This window comes from Dyella sp. (assembly GCF_035508675.1).
Taxonomy (GTDB): Bacteria; Pseudomonadota; Gammaproteobacteria; order Xanthomonadales; family Rhodanobacteraceae; genus Dyella_B.
The window spans coordinates 19,185-35,578 of sequence record NZ_DATJMN010000364.1 but is presented as its reverse complement, the minus strand read 5'-3'; the positions used below and the strand labels follow the sequence as shown (position 1 = coordinate 35,578).

Annotated in this window: 15 protein-coding genes; 4 read left to right on the top strand and 11 right to left on the bottom strand. The window is 64.4% G+C overall.

Features of this window, described 5'->3' with window-relative positions; translation table 11 throughout:
- Window positions 1–2: 2 nt before the first annotated feature.
- The 3 genes from VMA74_RS19495 to VMA74_RS19485 all read right to left on the bottom strand — a co-directional run bounded on the left by VMA74_RS19495 (window position 3) and on the right by VMA74_RS19485 (window position 3,151).
- Window positions 3–1,385, bottom strand: coding sequence for an MFS transporter (locus VMA74_RS19495; protein ID WP_325370034.1), 1,383 nt, complete (start codon window positions 1,383–1,385; stop codon window positions 3–5).
- A gap of 79 nt (window positions 1,386–1,464) precedes the next feature.
- The gene (locus VMA74_RS19490) at window positions 1,465–2,352 is read right to left on the bottom strand and encodes a patatin-like phospholipase family protein (RefSeq protein ID WP_325370032.1); all 888 of its coding nucleotides are present in this window, start codon (window positions 2,350–2,352) and stop codon (window positions 1,465–1,467) included.
- A gap of 115 nt (window positions 2,353–2,467) precedes the next feature.
- A complete protein-coding gene (locus tag VMA74_RS19485) occupies window positions 2,468–3,151 on the bottom strand; it encodes an aspartyl/asparaginyl beta-hydroxylase domain-containing protein (protein WP_325370030.1) in 684 nt (227 codons plus the stop codon).
- Window positions 3,152–3,377: 226 nt separating this feature from the next.
- Between VMA74_RS19485 and VMA74_RS19480 the strand changes: the two genes are divergently transcribed.
- Window positions 3,378–4,802, top strand: coding sequence for an FUSC family protein (locus VMA74_RS19480; protein ID WP_325370028.1), 1,425 nt, complete (start codon window positions 3,378–3,380; stop codon window positions 4,800–4,802).
- Window positions 4,803–4,836: 34 nt separating this feature from the next.
- On the opposite strand, the gene VMA74_RS19475 is transcribed toward VMA74_RS19480, so the two are convergent.
- The 4 genes from VMA74_RS19475 to VMA74_RS19460 form a co-directional block, all read right to left on the bottom strand.
- Window positions 4,837–5,142: a HigA family addiction module antitoxin gene (locus VMA74_RS19475; RefSeq protein WP_325370026.1), complete on the bottom strand. Its 306-nt coding sequence runs from the start codon at window positions 5,140–5,142 to the stop codon at window positions 4,837–4,839.
- 16 nt (window positions 5,143–5,158) lie between these two features.
- Window positions 5,159–5,440 (bottom strand): type II toxin-antitoxin system RelE/ParE family toxin, encoded by a 282-nt coding sequence (locus VMA74_RS19470; RefSeq protein ID WP_325370024.1) that lies wholly within the window; start codon window positions 5,438–5,440, stop codon window positions 5,159–5,161.
- Between the two features lie 110 nt (window positions 5,441–5,550).
- Window positions 5,551–6,717, bottom strand: a complete 1,167-nt coding sequence (locus tag VMA74_RS19465) for a GGDEF domain-containing protein (protein WP_325370022.1) — start codon at window positions 6,715–6,717, stop codon at window positions 5,551–5,553.
- Window positions 6,718–7,004: 287 nt separating this feature from the next.
- Window positions 7,005–8,873, bottom strand: coding sequence for a potassium transporter Kup (locus VMA74_RS19460; protein ID WP_325370020.1), 1,869 nt, complete (start codon window positions 8,871–8,873; stop codon window positions 7,005–7,007).
- 170 nt (window positions 8,874–9,043) lie between these two features.
- Here VMA74_RS19460 and VMA74_RS19455 point away from each other — a divergent pair, with 170 nt between their 5' ends.
- The gene (locus VMA74_RS19455) at window positions 9,044–9,580 is read left to right on the top strand and encodes a DNA starvation/stationary phase protection protein (protein WP_325370018.1); all 537 of its coding nucleotides are present in this window, start codon (window positions 9,044–9,046) and stop codon (window positions 9,578–9,580) included.
- A 65-nt stretch (window positions 9,581–9,645) separates the two neighbouring features.
- Here the strand turns inward: VMA74_RS19455 and VMA74_RS19450 are convergent, their stop codons facing one another.
- On the bottom strand, window positions 9,646–10,470 hold the full coding sequence (locus VMA74_RS19450; protein WP_325370016.1) for a DoxX family membrane protein: 825 nt from the start codon (window positions 10,468–10,470) through the stop codon (window positions 9,646–9,648).
- Window positions 10,471–10,659: 189 nt separating this feature from the next.
- Between VMA74_RS19450 and bla the strand changes: the two genes are divergently transcribed.
- On the top strand, window positions 10,660–11,526 hold the full coding sequence (gene bla, locus VMA74_RS19445) for a class A beta-lactamase (RefSeq protein WP_325370014.1): 867 nt from the start codon (window positions 10,660–10,662) through the stop codon (window positions 11,524–11,526).
- Window positions 11,527–11,562: 36 nt separating this feature from the next.
- Here bla and VMA74_RS19440 read toward each other — a convergent pair whose 3' ends face one another.
- The 3 genes from VMA74_RS19440 to baeS all read right to left on the bottom strand — a co-directional run bounded on the left by VMA74_RS19440 (window position 11,563) and on the right by baeS (window position 14,902).
- Complete coding sequence (locus VMA74_RS19440; protein WP_325370012.1) at window positions 11,563–12,123, bottom strand: hypothetical protein; 561 nt, start codon at window positions 12,121–12,123, stop codon at window positions 11,563–11,565.
- A 549-nt stretch (window positions 12,124–12,672) separates the two neighbouring features.
- Window positions 12,673–13,380, bottom strand: a complete 708-nt coding sequence (locus VMA74_RS19435; protein WP_325370010.1) for a response regulator — start codon at window positions 13,378–13,380, stop codon at window positions 12,673–12,675.
- A 1-nt stretch (window position 13,381) separates the two neighbouring features.
- Entirely contained in the window at window positions 13,382–14,902 is a 1,521-nt protein-coding gene (baeS, locus tag VMA74_RS19430) for a sensor histidine kinase efflux regulator BaeS (protein ID WP_325370008.1), read from the bottom strand.
- 180 nt (window positions 14,903–15,082) lie between these two features.
- Here baeS and VMA74_RS19425 point away from each other — a divergent pair, with 180 nt between their 5' ends.
- Window positions 15,083–16,105 carry an AraC family transcriptional regulator gene (locus VMA74_RS19425; protein ID WP_325370006.1) on the top strand — a complete coding sequence of 341 codons (1,023 nt, stop codon included), beginning with the start codon at window positions 15,083–15,085 and terminating at the stop codon, window positions 16,103–16,105.
- Window positions 16,106–16,394: the final 289 nt, after the last annotated feature.

Sequence of the window (16,394 nt, the reverse complement as noted above, 5' to 3'; positions counted from 1 at the left end):
TATTAGCGACGGATCCCCGCGCGTGCCGCAATGCCACGCAAGGCCAGCACGCCCGCCAGCACCAACATGATCAAGGCGATCCACGCCGAACGATGCAAGCCGTGCACGATCATGTCATTGCTGTTGCCGGCCAGCGATCCGAACAGCGCCACGCCGATCGCGCCGGCGGCTTGCCGCGCCGCGTTGAGTACGCCGGAGGCCGTACCGGAGGCCTGCTTTTCCACCGCGGACAGCACGGTCGTGGTCATCGCCGGCACGCCCAGGCCCATGCCGGTCGGCAGCAATGCGAACGCCGGCAGCATCAACAGATAGGGGCTGTCTGCACCCAGCAATAGCAGCAGGCCGAAACCGGCGGCATCGATCAGCGCACCCAGCACCATCGGCAGGCGCGCACCGGTGCGCCCGACCAGCCAGCCGCTGAAGATATTCACGCCGAAGAACGTCGCGGTCAGCGGCAAGTACGCCAGGCCCGTGCGCAGCGCGCTATAGCCGTGCACGCGTTGCAGATACAGACTGAGCAGGAACACGATGCCGTAATAGGTGAGATTCACGATCACCCCGTACGTCACCGCCACGCTGAAACCCGGCGCCTTGAAGAACCGCAGCGGCAACATCGGCGCCGCGCTGCGCGCTTCCGTCCACACGAACAACGGTGCCGCCAGCGCTGCCACGCCGATGCAGGCGAGCACCAGCGGATGCGTCCAGCCCAGCGGCTTGGCTTCGATCACCGCCATGGTCAGCCCGGTCAGTGCAAGGATCGCCAACACCTGCCCGCGCCCATCGAAGCGCCCATCGCGTGCCTTGCGTTCGGTCTCCGGCACGCGCCAGGTCAGCCATGCACCCAGCGCGCAGATCGGCAGGTTGACGAAGAAGATGCTGCGCCAGCTGGTCACGCTCATCAGCAGACCGCCGATGATCGGACCGGCCGCAATCGCGATGGCGCCCGCCGCCGTCCACCAGCCGACGGCCCGTGCGCGCAATGCATGCTCGTGCGCCGTCGCATGGTTGAGCAAGGCCAGTGAACACGGCAGCATCGCCGCCGCCCCCATGCCTTGCAGCGTGCGCCCGACGATCAACATGACCGCATCGCTCGAAGATCCGCAAAACACCGAAGCGAGCGCAAACAGCAGCATGCCGCCCAGATAAACCCGGCGCGCGCCCAGGCGGTCGCCGAGATAACCCATGCTCAGCAGCAATACCGCAAAGGCGAGCGCATAGGCATCCACCACCCATTGCAGGCCGGCGACGCCCGCATGCAGATCGCCGGCGATGTGCGGCAGCGCCACGTTGACGATGGTCACATCCAGCTGCACCAGGGCGAAGCCGAAGCTGCTCGCCGTGGTGACGCGTGCGATGCCGTGTTGCGAGACGTGATGCTGATCCATGCCGATGCCAGGACGCGAAACGGTGACGCGTCCACCTTATGGCACGGCCGGCATGGATGTTTCGTGCAAGGGCGAAGCGTTATCGAATCAAACCGGCGCGCAACACCCGCATCGCATCGTGCCGGCCGAGGTCGTACGCCGCCTGCACCGTCGCTCTTGGCGTGCAATCCCAGGTGGAAACAGGAATGCGCCCGCTCGGTTGCCAATACGTGCGCCCCTGCCAGCGGAAAAGCGGCGGCAGCTTGGGATAGTGGCGCGTCAACAACACCAGCGTCGCCGCACGTTCCGCCTCGGATTGCGGGGGAATCGGCGCGTTATCCGTATAGCCGCCGTCGATGGCATGTCTGCCGCCAACCGGCTGGGCCGACATGATGGGCGGCGCCGATGCTGCCGCGATGAGCACGGTCTGCGCCGCTTCAACCTGGTTGCAGTCGTTCAGCACCATGAAATCCTGGCGCAGGCCCAGCCACGCCGGCAACTGTGGGTGGATGCTGTTCCACAGGTATTTGTCGACCAGGTAGGCGAAGGTTCCCGCCACCACCGAACCGCGTACGCCCAGGTAGCGCGCCGGCCGCGTGAGCGCGACGGTAAGGCGCGAGGATGCCTGGCGCAGCGTGGTGAATGTACCGGCGTTCAAGAAGGCATCGACCCAGGCGGGATACACCTGTTGATGCGCAAACCGCAGCTTGAGCTTTGGCAGGCCGCGCCAGTCGAACACCTTCGGGTTGGCTGCAAACAAACGCAGGCAGGCCTGCAACGCCGTGTCGACGCCATCGGCAAGAAACGAAGCGGCCACCGCGGCGCCGGCGCTGGTGCCAACCAGTTGCCTAGGCAGGCGCGCGCCCTGTTCCAGCAGGTGCGCCAATGCACCGGCCTGCCACCAGCAGCGATTGCCGCCACCAGCGAAGACCAAGGTCTGGATGCCGCCAACATCGAAATCCCGCATGTCGCCCACGCGTGTGCGCATAGATTGCTGCTCCTTGCCAGACGCCCAACGGTCTGGCCGCCGCGACAATAACCGGTTTCTTCGCCGTTCGCCGTCGTGCCCTTGCTTACGCAACGATCGGAGCTTGCTGCAGTGCTCAGTCGATACCGCGCCAGCGCGCCACCATGCCGACGGAGGCAATCAGCGCATGGGACAGCAGACGCATGTCCATCGGCATATGCCGGCGCCGTACGTCCAGCAGCAAGGCGGCGCGCATCTCGTCGCTGTGATTCCACACTTCGTGCGGATAAGTGTCGTCCCACAGCAAGTGCTCGCCATCGCCAATGCGATACTCGCGATCGTCGAGCGACAACACCGCCGCCGGTTGCCCTTGTGCATCCCGCGGCACCGACAGCCCCAGCTGATAACGCAATACGCCGCGAAACGGCCCGCGATGCCGCGGAATATGCTTGCGCGGCGCCAGGAACGACAGCGTGGCGGAAAGCACGTCCGGGCTGCTGGCCAGCAGTTGCGCCAACGTCGGGCAGGTCGCCAGATGCTTGTCGACGTTGGTGCCATAGACCTTCAGGATGTACACACGCCAATCCTTGCCGTCATGGGCCGAGATCGGCGTCTGCGCCGGCATCACTTCATGGAAGCGCGGAATGGTCTGCATGCGCGCCGCCACCGCCAGTGCCTCCTCGCGCAGCGCGGGCCACGCCTCGGCAAAACGGGCGGCGTCCGGAAAATACCGCGCAGCATCGAGCACCGGCGGCGTATCGATGCGCGCATCGTAAAGGCGGCGCACCGCGTTGGCGGACAGGTCGTACAACAGGCTCATTGTTGTTGTTGCCTCGTTGCAGTGCGTTCCTGTAGTGCCCCGTAGCTACCCATGCTCCGGCTTCCGGGGGCGGCGCAGCGTGAAGACCGTCAGGCTGCCATAACGGATAACGCTGCGGGTTGTTGACGTAGCGGCCGGGCCGGATGCGCGCGCAAAAGTTTGCGCCGGACGCGGGGCGCACGCCATCATCCAACGCTATCGTCGGCGCTAAGGACAAGGATCTGCGATGCACGTCGTCAACCGCACTGCTCCCCCGCATTCGCTGCTCGGCCGCGCGCTGGTGGAGGCGGTCGCAACCATGTTGGCCGCGATCGCGACCTTGCTATGCGTGTTGACCATCAGCCCGGAACCCGGTGCCGGCGTGCTTGCCGTGGTGCTGTGCCTGTCGCTCTCGCGCAGCCAGCTCGACCGGGACCGGCGTGGCCGCATCGAAGCGGTCTTCGTGCTGCCGGCGGTCGGCTTGGCCGCGGCCGGCGTTGGCATGCTGTTGCTGCGCTTTCCCATCGTCGGCGCCGCGGTTTTCACGGCAGGCATGTTCGTGTCGATCTGGCTGCGGCGCTTCGGTCCGATGGCGCGCCGCGCTGGTTCGCTGATCGCCTTGCCGTTCGTCGTGCTGTTGACTACGCCTTACATCCCGCCGCGGCATCCTGGCTTGATTCCGCCTTGGCTGTTGCCGATCGTGATCGCCCTGCTGGCGCTGTTCTGGGTCAATGTCGTGCATGCGCTGGCGCAGGCGCTGCGGCTGCTCAAACCGGTCACGCTGCCGCTTGCCGCGCCCGCGGCGCCGGTGGAAAGCTCGCTGCGACCCGTCGCCTCCACCCGCATGGCGATCCAGATGGCGGTGGCGCTCGGCCTGTCGTTTGCGCTCGGCTACCTGGTGTTTCCGGCGCATTGGGCCTGGGTGGTGCTGACTGCCTTCATCGTCAACAGCGGCAACCGGGGCCGGCTGGACGTCGCGCACAAGAGCGTGCTGCGCGTGCTGGGTGCCGCGGCGGGAACGGTGATGGCGGGCGTGGTCAGCATTCACCTGGGCATCGACCGCCACGTGATGGTGGTTCTGATGCTCGCCTGCGTTTTTCTCGGCGTGTGGCTGCGTCCGATCAGCTATGTGTGGTGGGCACTGTTCGTCACCGTGGTGCTGGCGCTGCTGCAGGATTTCGAAGGCGTGTCCGCGTCGCGCATGCTGTGGTCGCGGGTGGAAGAAATCGCCATCGGCGCCATCATCGGCGTGGCGGTGGCCTGGTTCGTCTTGCCGGTGCGCTCCACCGGCGTGCTGCGCAGACGCATCGCCGATGCACTGGCTGCGCTCGCGAGCGCGCTGGACCGCCAGCAACCCACACGTACGCCAGCGACCTTCCTCACGGCGCTGCACGCGGTGGAGCAAATCGCGCCGGCCTTTCGGGCCACTCGCCCCATAGCGCGCTACCTCCGGCCGGATCGTCCCGCGGACTGCATCGACGTGCTGCTCGATTGCCGTGAGCCAGCTGCCAGGTTGATCGAACAGGGCAGCGCTCCGGCAGCCGTGCACCAAGCATTGGGCCACGCACGCCGATCCCTGCGCGAACCGGCGACCATGCTTACGGCCTTGCAGCAACTGCAGGCGAGCTTGCGTCAGGCGTGTGCTGGACTGCAAATGCCGATATCGGCGTAAACCCCCCAAGAAGCGCCACAGGGTGCGTCAAGCATTAGCCGTGAGACGCCCGCGGAATGACGCGCCGCATGATGTCGTCATGGGTGGGCAGGGTCTTGAGGTCGTAGGTAGCCTGCATGGCCAGCCAGCTTGCGGCGTCTCCGCCAAAGTAACGTGCAAGTCGCTCGGCGGTATCGGCCGTAACGGCACGCCGCTCTTTGACGATTTCATGTATGCGCGTGGATGGCACACCAAGCGCCAAGGCAAGCGCATTGACGCTCATGCCCAGAGGCGCAAGGAAATCCTCGCGCAGGATTTCACCGGGATGCACCGGACGCATACGATTGATGGGTTTGGTCATAGTGGCGATTCCTGGGTTAGTGGTAATCCACGATTTCGACCTGCGTCGGCCCAGCTTTCGTCCATCGGAAGCAAACGCGAAATTGTCCGTTGATACGGATGCTGTGTTGTCCTTGGCGGTCGCCCTTAAGGGCCTCAAGCATGTTCCCGGGCGGCGAGCGCAGAAAGTCCAGGGTCAAGGCTGCATCCAATTGGGAGAGCTTGCGGATCGCAGCGTCCTCGAACGCGCGGAACTTGCGTGGATGGCCACCTTCGAACAGCGCTTGCGTGTGTTTGCAGGCGAATGATTGGATGGCCATGCTGGCGACAATATTACGCCGAGCGTAATACGTCAAACGATATTATACGTAGGGCTGTGACGGTCGGGCTGACGATAGCGTCGCAAAATGGTCCTTATCCCCGCCGCGCATCACCCGCCTGAAATCATCACGCAATTGCGCCCCGCGCGCTTGGCTTCATACAGCGCAGCATCCGCGCGGCGGCGTGCGCCCATCATGTCGGGTTCGCTCGGGTCGGCAATCGCCGCGCCGATCGAAACGGTCAGCGCATACGCTTGTCCCGCGATATGGAACGGCGTGCGCTCGACGGCGTTGCGGATGCGTTCGGCCAGTGCAAGCAGGTCTGCCTCTTTCACCGATGGCGACAGCACCAGAAATTCCTCGCCGCCTACGCGCCCGACCAGATCGCCCGCGCGCAACATGCGCCGGATGTTGTAGACCAGTTCCAGCAGCACGCGATCGCCGTCGTCGTGGCCGAAACGGTCGTTGATGCTCTTGAAGTGATCCGCATCGATCAGCAGCACGCCGATCGGTTCTTTTTTGCTGCGCGCTCGCGCGAGCAGGACGTCTGAGGCTTCCAGCAGTCCCAGGCGATTGGTCACGCCGGTGAGCGGATCGATGCGCGCCAGGTCATGCAGCTCGCGTTGCAGGATTTCGTTGTACAGCAACAGAAAGCCGACGCTGGCCATCAGCGGCTGCATGCCGAGCAGCAGCACGTACACCAGGTTCACGGTGGTGGGCGTACCGATGCCTTGCGGCGGCATCGCCAGCAGCCACAGCGACACGTTGCGCCACACCACCAGGGCAATCGCCAGCAGGTAAGCCCACAGCAACAGGTGCTGCGCACGCGCATCGTGCTGGCGGCGGCCCTCCCATAGCGCTGTGACATTGAGCATCGCCATGCCGAGCAAAAAGATCGAGCCGCCCAACACGCGCAGCCGATAATCCGGATGCACGGTGGCGAGATAGGTCACTACCAGCCAGGCGGCCACACCCAGCGCGATCGCCTCGCGCCAGCGCAGCTTGCGCTGCAGCACCATCCGCAATGCCACGATGGTCAGCACCTGCGCAGTGAGATTGAACGTGTTGCCCGCCAGCAGAACAGTCAGCGGCGAAAGCTTGAAGTCAGACGCCAGTATGAAATCGCCGAACGCTTCGATCAGCAATGCCGTCGCGCGCAGGCGCAGGCCCTGCACGGCATGATTGCTGCCGCTGCGCGTGCCGAACCACAGCATCAACGACAAGACCAGGGCCTCGCCACCATTGATCAGCGCTAGCGTCTCGACATTCAAATGCATCATAGAGTCCTGGCACCGAGCTTCACCCCTGCATGCTTCGTGCACGCCACCGCGTCGCCACCGCAACCGGCGCTATCGCGCATTGCAATTCGTTATGGTCGACATGGCTGTGCTCCTCCTTTCCCCAGGCGCTTTGTCCGCAGCATCGGCTAGTGCATATGCTTGTTTTTAAAGGGCTGCCGATGGGGGTATGGAGGCAAGGAACATGCCACGGAAGAAAACAACAAGCTGCCAGCCACGCCTGCGTGCGTACAGGCATAGCGTTTAGCTTTGTGAAGAAAAACGACTTAGATCGAAATTTGCCGGCCGATATCAACGACCTGGTTCGCGGGAATGCGCAGGTAATCGGTGACGCGGGCGCCGTTTCTAAGCAGCATGGCGAACACGCTGCGTATCCAGCGCGGTATGCCATGACCGTCTTCGCGCGCGACGATTTTTTCCATCCCGACGAAATAGGTCAGTTCGTTGGGATGAATAGGGCAGCCATGCATGGCAATTTGCGCCATCAAGGCCGGCATGTCGGGCCGCTCCATGAAGCCGTAGGTGGCGGTGATCGACCAGAAATTCGGCCCGATCTCGGCCATGCCCAGGCGGTTTTTCGGCGCCACCCACGGTGTGGAGGCAATCTCCAGCGTTACCGCCAGCACGCGCTTGTGCAAGGACTTGCTGTGTTTCACGTACCACTGCATCACTGGCGGCGTGGTGGCTTTGGCGCGCGTCAGAAACACCGCCGTGCCCGGCACGCGGGCCACCCCATTGGGTGCGAGCTCGTCCAGGAACACGTCGACCGGCACCGGGTATTCGTTGATGCGGGCGGTCATCGCCACCAGGCCGCGATGCCAGATGTACATCACCAGGTACACCAGCGCCGCGAGCAGCAGCGGCACGTAGCCGCCATCGAACAGCTTCATCATGTTCGAAGCGAAGAATGACGCATCGACCACGAAGAACGCGGCCGCCACTGCCACGCACCCGGCCAGCGGCCATTTCCAGATTTCGCGCATGGCGATCAGCAGCAGCGCGGTGGTCATCAACATGGTGGCTGACACCGCGATACCGTAAGCGCCCGCCAGGTTGTCGGACTTGCGAAAGCCCAGCGCCAAGCCGATCGTCACCAGCATCAGCAGCCAGTTCACCGCGCCCACATAGATCTGGCCGTAGCCTTCCTGCGAGGTTTGCGACACCTTCAGGCGCGGCATCCAGCCCAGCTGGATCGCTTGCCGCGTCATCGAAAAGGCGCCGGTGATGATCGACTGGCTGGCGATGATGGTGGCCACCGTCGACAGCACGATCAGCGGCAAGGTCAGCGCCGCCGGGCACAGGCGATAGAAAATGTTGCCGCTCGTCGCTGCGCCGGCCAGCACGATCGCGCCCTGGCCGGCGTAATTGAGCACCAGGCTGGGAAACACCAGCGCCGACCACGCCAGCTTGATCGGCCCGGCGCCGAAATGGCCCATGTCCGCATACAGCGCTTCCGCACCGGTCACGCACAGGAACACGCCGCCGAGCACCATGAAACTGCCGCTGCCGCCGTGCAGCAGGTAATGCAGCGCGTAATAAGGATTGAGTGCCCAGAGAATGCCCGGGTGCTTGGTGATGCCCCATACGCCCAGCACCGCCATGGTGAGAAACCACAGCGCCATGATCGGCCCGAACGTGCGCCCGATGCGCGCCGTGCCCACTGGCTGAAACGCAAACAAGCCCAACAGGATCAGTACCGTCAGCGGTAGCACGTAATGCTGTAGCGATGGCGCGGCGATGTTCAGCCCTTCCACTGCCGACAACACCGAAATGGCCGGCGTGATCGCACCGTCGCCGTAAATGAGTGCGGCGCCGAACAAGCCCGCGGCGACGATCACCGGCCGCTTGTTGCGCTTCACGCCCAGCAGCGCCATCAGGGCCAGGATGCCGCCTTCGCCGTCGTTGTCGATGCGCATGGCGAAGCCGGCGTATTTCACCGAGGTGACGATGATCAGTGTCCAGACCAGCAGCGAGATCACGCCGAAAATGGTCTGCGGCGTATTTCCGCCGGTCATGTCCAGCACGGTCTTGAAGGTGTACAGCGGGCTGGTGCCGATATCCCCGAACACCACGCCGAGGGCGCCGATGCCAAGCAGTGCGGACTTCTTCAACGGGTTCGTGGCGGCTTCCGTCATCGCTTGCCAGGCTCTTCCCCCCAAAGGTTTGTGCAGTCTAGCCAAGGAACATGACATCGGCATCATCACCCGTGCCGGCGCCGGTTGCTTGCGCCGCGCGGCTGGCCTATGGTCACAGCCCAGCCGCCCCCATCTCTCGTTTCACCACCCCCTGCAAGGAGAGAACCGCCATGCCCAAAGCCAACAAGGCCGACAAGGTCGCCAAAGCCAAGCAACTGCGCAAGGCGCCGCTGAAAACCCCCAGCGCACTGGGCGACGACGCACGCCGCGATATCTCGGCCGAACTCAACACCCTGCTGGCCGATGCGTTCGCGCTTTATCTGAAGACCAAGAATTTCCATTGGCACATGAGCGGTCCGCACTTCCGCGATTACCACCTGCTGCTGGACGAGCAAGCCGAGGAGATCGACGCCATCACCGACCCGATCGCCGAACGCGTGCGCAAGCTCGGCGGCACCACCTTGCGCTCCATCGGCGACATTGCCCGGCACCAGCGCCTGGCCGACAACGATGCGGATTTCGTCACCCCTGCCGACATGCTGGCGGAACTGCGCGAGGACAACGCGCGCCTGGCCGAATACATGCGCAAGACGCATGAGCTATGTGACGAATACAACGACGTCGCCACGGCCAGCCTGCTGGAAAACTGGATCGACGAGGCGGAGCGGCGCGTGTGGTTCCTGTTCGAAACAGGGCGTAACGCTTAAAGACGCAGCACGTAGGTTGGCGGTGAGCGCAAGCCAACCCCAACGTTGCCATGCGAAAACGGCTGTCAGGCGCGAGGCGGAGAGAGCGAACCCAAAGCCTCTCTCCGCACTCGGCCGAATGACCACCACGGCACCGCTCGATACGACGCTGCCACGATCCATGTCGCCGCCGTAATCACCGTCGAAATCAGCAATCCGGTCCAGGCAAACCGTTGTGACGGCGTCGCCAGCACCATGGGGCCCCATACGAATACGGTAAATGTGCCCATCATCCACGCTTCAAGCGTGGCGGCCAGCCGCGGTAGTACGTCCAGCGCAATCGCCAATCCCGCGGCGATATGTGCGATGCCGGTGAGATACGCCCAGCCCATCGGGTAAGGCAACCAGCCTGGCACCATGGCGGCGGTTTCCTTGGCATACACCAAGTGCTCCAGCCCGATCAGCGGCAGCGCCAGCGCGAAAGCAATGCGCGCCATGCGGATCGCCTTCGCACCGGCCAGCACGGCGAAGTAAGGCCGGTCGCGCGCGCGGGCGGTGGATGCATACAGCACCCAGCACGCCGCAACCAGCGTAACGATTTCAGCGCAACCGCCCCAGCTCACTTCATGCATCGGCGCCTGGATCACGCGCGGCACATGCAGGGCCAGCAGCCACACCAGGGTGTACGCCATCATCACCAGTGCGGCCGGCACCCGCGTGCGCAGCAACAGCAGGCCCAGGCCGCCTACCGCCATGACCGCGCCGGAAACCACCGCCAGCCATGCGCGCCCAGGCAGATCCTGCGCAACCGGCTGCCATACCGACGCGAAATCCTGCGCGAACACGCCCAGTAGGCCCAGCGCCACGAAGGCCAGGGCAAATACCACGCAACCAGCATCGGTCATACGCATACACGCTTCCTCGTCAGCATGGGTGTATCCATTCAAACGGCGGCCATGCGCCGCGCAAGAGCCAATGGCGCCGCAATACGCCAAGCCAATGCCAGCGTCGTTGCCATGATTTCGCCCCAAGTCGTGCCGCGTATCGACCGGCCTCGCGTTTAGCATGGCCGACCACATCCTCGTACAAGGACTTCACCCATGGATCGTCGGGATTTGCTCAAAGGCATGGCGATGAGTGCCGCGGCGCTGGCGTTGCGTCCCTCGCTGCTGCGGGCCGCTGCGCAAGACGCGGATGCGCGTCTTGCAACGCTGGAACAGCACTACGGCGGACGCCTTGGCGTGGCGATATGGGATACCGGCAACGGGCGCCGCGCAGGCCATCGTGCCGACGAACGTTTCCTGCTCTGCAGCACCTTCAAGATGCTGTTGGCCGCTGCCGTGCTCAAGCGCGTGGATCGCGGCACCGCACGGCTGGATACGCGACTCACCTTTGGCAAGGACGTGCTGCTGGAATACGCGCCCGTCACCAGCCAGCACGTCGGTGCGCCCGGCATGAGCATTGCCGAACTCTGTCACGCCGCCATCACGCTAAGCGACAACACCGCCGCCAATGTATTGATGAAGCATCTCGGCGGCCCTCACGTAGTGACCGAGCTTGCACGCCAGCTTGGTGATGGCATCACCCGCCTGGATCACATCGAGCCGGAACTCAATCGCCCCAGCCCCGACGGCGTCAGCGACACCACCACGCCCAACGCCATGCTCGCCAACCTGCATGCGCTGCTGCTGGGCGATGCATTGTCCGCCGCATCGCGCACGCAGTTGACCGAGTGGATGCTCGGCACCGTCACCGGCAAGCAACTGCTGCGTGTGGGCGTGCCCGCCACGTGGCGCATCGGTGAAAAGACCGGCAGCGGCGATACGCTGAAGAACGACGTCGCCATCCTGTGGCCGCCAGCGCGCAAGCCCTTGCTGGCAGCGGTGTATTACGACAACGCTGCGCTGGACAGCGTTGGCCGCAGTGCCGTGTTGGCCGCTGTCGGCCGCGTGCTGGCCACTCTGTAATCGGTGCATGCACTCGGCGTCACGCTAGGCAATTTCTCAGGGCGCTTTCCGTTCGTCCACCCCAGCCGGCTTGCCCATCCGGTAAAACATGCGCGCCATGTAGAACAGCGCCAGGCAACGCCAGATGATGTGGACGAGCAAGACCTTGTTTGCCGGCGTACCGAAATCCGCCTGCGTAAACTGCAGCAGGTTGTAGGGCAGCGCCAGCAGTTGATACACCGCCAGCACGCATAGCGCCGCCTTGCCCGGACGCAGCGCCAGCCACGCCAGCCCGATCGCCAGCCATACGATGTCGATCAGGTTGGGGCTGGCCAGCTGGCGGCCCATCACCGTTATCAGCACGAACCACACCAGGTGCCCGGCCTGCACGCAGAACGCGGGCAGCATGATCTGCTTCGACGCGCTGAAAAGCTTCCGGCCGGCCAGCCACACCACTGTCGTGGCCACCAGCGGCGGCAGCAGGTTGAAGCCTGCATACATGCCCGCGGCCCAGCCGCCGATCGCTACCGCGACACTGGCGATCTTGGTGGAGGTGCCGATGGCATCGTCGCTTGCCGATGCGGACCGCTTGGTGCGCATGGATTCTTCAGGATTCATGGAGATCCCCTGTGTGCGCAACGTTACCGGGTGGGGCGGAAAGGACCGCGCGCGCGGGTCCGAGCTTAAGGCAACACTGAATAAGTATCGCCGTCGTCACCCGCCCTGTCTGTTCGCAGGCCGCAGGGCCGTCGGCGTACGCGGGGAGGGCACATGGATGTGCCCGGCTTTGAGGAGCGAGGAAGGCAGACTGGCTGTCTGTCGAGACGACGGACCGAAGGCATGTGGACAGACAGGGCGGGCCCCACATGCTAAATGATGGGGTGATGTCTGGAAGGCCCGCATGCTGCGCCGCGCGGCTTGGCAAGACGGCCAGTCTTCCCGGCGCCACGCGGCACACCCTGCGAGCCTTCCAGACATCATGACGACGGCGATACTTATTCAGTGTTGCCCTAATGCCGCGACTCGTAAAATAAACGTCTACGGCTTCCGGTCTGGCCTGCGCATCGCGCAGCCACAGCCCGGTCGGACCTGCTCCGATGATCAGCACGTCGCTGCGCATCATGTACACCTCGTGCGGGGATCCAACAGCGCGAACCGCGCCAACCGTCACTCGATTTCCAGCTTGTAGCCTACTCCATAGATCGAGCGGATCGGATCCTGTCCAGGTGCTGCCTGTTCCAATTTGCGACGCAGGTTCTTGATATGGCTGTCGACGGTGCGGTCCGTCACCACGCGATGATCCAGATACAGATTGTCCAGCAGCCGATCGCGCGAAAACACGCGGCCGGGGTTGGCAGCCAGCGTCTTCAGCAAACGGAATTCCACCGGCGTGAGTTCCAGCGGCACGCCATGGAACGCCGCGCTATGCGTGGCTTCATCGATGCGCAGCGCCGGGTTGCCAGGTTGTTCACCGCTGTGGCGCACGCGCCGCAGGATGGTCTTCACCCGTGCCACCACTTCGCGCGGACTGAAGGGTTTGCAGATGTAATCGTCCGCGCCCAACTCCAGACCCAGCAAGCGATCGATCTCTTCCACGCGCGCGGTGAGCATGATCACCGGCACGTCGCTGAAGCTGCGCAGCTCGCGGCAGATGTCCAGGCCGTCGCGTCCCGGCAGCATCAGGTCGAGCAGCACCAGGTCTGGCAGCTTTGCCTTGATGGCGGGAATCGCTTCGCGGCCATCGGCTACCCAGCTGGCGTCGTAGCCGCCGGCACGCAGGTAATCGCCCACCAGTGCGGCCAGCTTGGGTTCGTCCTCCACGATCAGGATATGCGCGAGCGTGGGTATTCGGTTGTCCGTCGGTGTGCTGTGCATGTCACGCCTTCTCCAACGGAAGACGCACCGTTAGCCACAGGCCGCCGAGCGGCGAAGGATGCGCGTCGATCGCGCCGTGATGCGCTTCCACGATGGCGCGCGAGATCGCCAGTCCCAGGCCGGCGCCGCCGCTGGCGCGATTGCGCGAGCCTTCCTCGCGGTAGAAGCGCTCGAACAGGCGCGGCAAGCTAGTCTCGTCCACGCCCGGCGCCGAATCCATCAGATCGACCACCGCACTATCGGCCATCACCCGGCAGCTGACGCGCAGCACGCCGCCGGCATCGGTGTAGCGCGCGCTGTTTTCGAACAGGTTCACGAACAGCTGCTGCAAGCGGCCTTCGTCGGCATTCACCAGCACGGGTGTCGACGGCAGGTTCCATTGCAAGCTGACCTCGGCGCGGCGGAAGCGGTCGCGGAACGTATCGGCGATGCCTTCCAGCAGCTTGGGCAGGTCCACCTCCACCTTGCGGTAAAGCATGGTGCCGACGTCGGCCAGCGTGAGCTGGTACAGATCGTCGATCAGCTTGCTCAGCATGCCCACTTCGCTTTGCAGGGACACGATCGCATCCTTGTCGAAGCGGCGTACGCCATCCTCCAGCGCTTCGAGTTCGCCGCGCATGATCGCCAGCGGCGTGCGCAGTTCGTGTGAGATATCGGCCACGAATTGGCGCCGCGCGCGCTGGGTTTTTTCCAGCGCCACGGCCAGCTGGTTGAAATCGCGCGCCAGCTGGCCCAACTCGTCGTGCGAAGTGGTTTCCACACGCGTAGCGTAATTGCCTTCCGCCAGCGCGTGCGTGGCCTTGGCGATGCGGTGCACCGGCGTCAGCAGCGTACGCGCCAGCCAGATCGCCAGCAGGGCAGCCAGTAGCAGCGCCGAACCGCCGATGATCCAGCTGGCCTGATATTGCCCGTGCTGAAAACGCAGGTCGCCGGTGGCGGTGACGTCGCGCAAGGGCAGCATCATCAGCCAGCCAACCGTGCGGCCATTCACCACGATCGCCTGTTTCACCGCATGCGCAGCGGTGACTGCTGCGGCATTGCCGAACAGCAGCTGGTTCTGCGCATCCAGCAAGGCAAAGCGGAAATCGGTGCCGGTGAGCATGGAGACCGAACCGGGGGCATCCATGTGCATCAAGCCGGGCGGCGGTTCCTGGGGGTCGGGCGGACCATGATCGTGCCCGCCTGGCGACGGCTGTCCATCGCCATCATCGGGCGGCGGTTGGTCGGGCGGGTTGGAGTCGCCGAATGCGTGCGGCGGCGGCAGGCCGGAAAAATGACCCGGACGCATCGCGTCCAGCCACGCGTGCGGATTGTTGCGCAGGAAATCCCAGCTGCCGTGCGTGCGGTACGCCGTGGCCAGCGACGCGGCCACGCTCTGCATGCGCTCGGTCTCCTGGGTGGCGAGATAGCCGAGAAAACCGCGATTGAAACTCAAGCGCGCAGCCACGCCCATCGCCAGCACGGCGAACACGGCGACGGCGAGCATCGCAAGAAATAGCTTGGCGGTGAGCCCAGGGCGCATGGTGAAAGATCGTGTGGGTGTGGTCCCTGCCGCCATTAGCGCCGTTTGGCCCGACCGTTTCAAGCGCAGGCGGATGATTCCATGGAATCTCCAAATTTCCTGCACAGTCCTGCCCAAAGCTTGGCCTACGTAGCGCCGCTTGCGGTGCGGACAGACAATTCAAGCGGGTGAGGTAGCCGTATGCACAAGCTGTACAAAGACGACGTTCACGTCGATTACGCCGTGGCCTTGCTGCAGCTGCTGGAGCAGCAGGGCATTTCCCGGGACCAGGCGCTGGCCGGCACCGGCATCCGCCCGGAGCAACTGGAAGATAGCGGCCGCCTGAGCACGCAGCAGGATGCACTCCTGCTCACCAGCGCGGTGCGGCTCACCAACGACCCCGGCATCGGTTACCAGATCGGCTTGCACAGCACCGTCACCTGGCACGGCATGCTCGGCTACGGCTTGATGAGCTGCGCCACCTTGCGCGACGCACTCGAGCTTTGGGCCAGCTTTCTCGACTTGCGCACCACCACCTTCAATCTGCGCCTTACCGAGCGCGATGGTTTTGCCGAACTGATCGTGCACGACCTGGCCGCGCGCGCGCCGATGCGCTTCTGCGCGGTCGATCGCATCATGAGCATGACCACGCGCCTGTGCGAACAACTCGCGCAACGCCTGCTGCCCAACATGGAAGTCTGGCACCGCGGTCCCGAACCGCTGCATTACGCTCGCTACCGCAAGCGGGTGGTCGCCACGCGTTTCGACACCAACCTCAGCCTGATCCGCCTGCCGCTCGCCGATCTGGACACCCCGTTGGCCAGCGCCAACGCCTCCACGCTGCGCTACATCAAAGCCCAGTGCGAACGCGAACGCGTGCGCCTGCGCCGTTCCGACGATCTGGTCGTGCGCGTGATGGATCTGCTGCAAGGCCACGAGCGCACGGGCTATCCCAGCATCGAGGTGGCTGCGCGGATGCTGTGCATGTCCAGCCGCACGCTCAAGCGCAAACTGCAACGCCTCGGCCTCAACTTTCGCGGCCTGGTGGACGATGCGCGCAAGGACGCGGTGTTGCGCGACGTATTGAATCCCGTATTGCGCATGGACGAAATCGCCGTGCGCATGGGTTATGCCGATCCGGCCAACCTCACGCGGGCGTTTCGCCGTTGGACGGGCGAGTCGCCGAGCAGGTATCGGGCGCGGTTGTTGTCGACGGGTACTTGAACGCGTAACGCGTGCTTGCCAGGACGCGTCCCCTCCCCTGCGAAGTAGGGGAGGGCTAGGGTCAATGCTCCGAACTTAAGGACGTAGCGTGATCTTTCGTTGGCGGTGAGCGCAGCGAACCCCAACACCGTGATCCATGTGCATGGCGACGTTGGGGTTCGCATACGCTCACCACCAACCTATACGCCTCGATAGCGTGCACCTCTCGCTCGCCAGGATACGTCCCCTCCCCTGCGAAGTAGGGGAGGGCTAGGGTGGGGTGCGAGCGCAGCGAGCTGTACGGACCCGA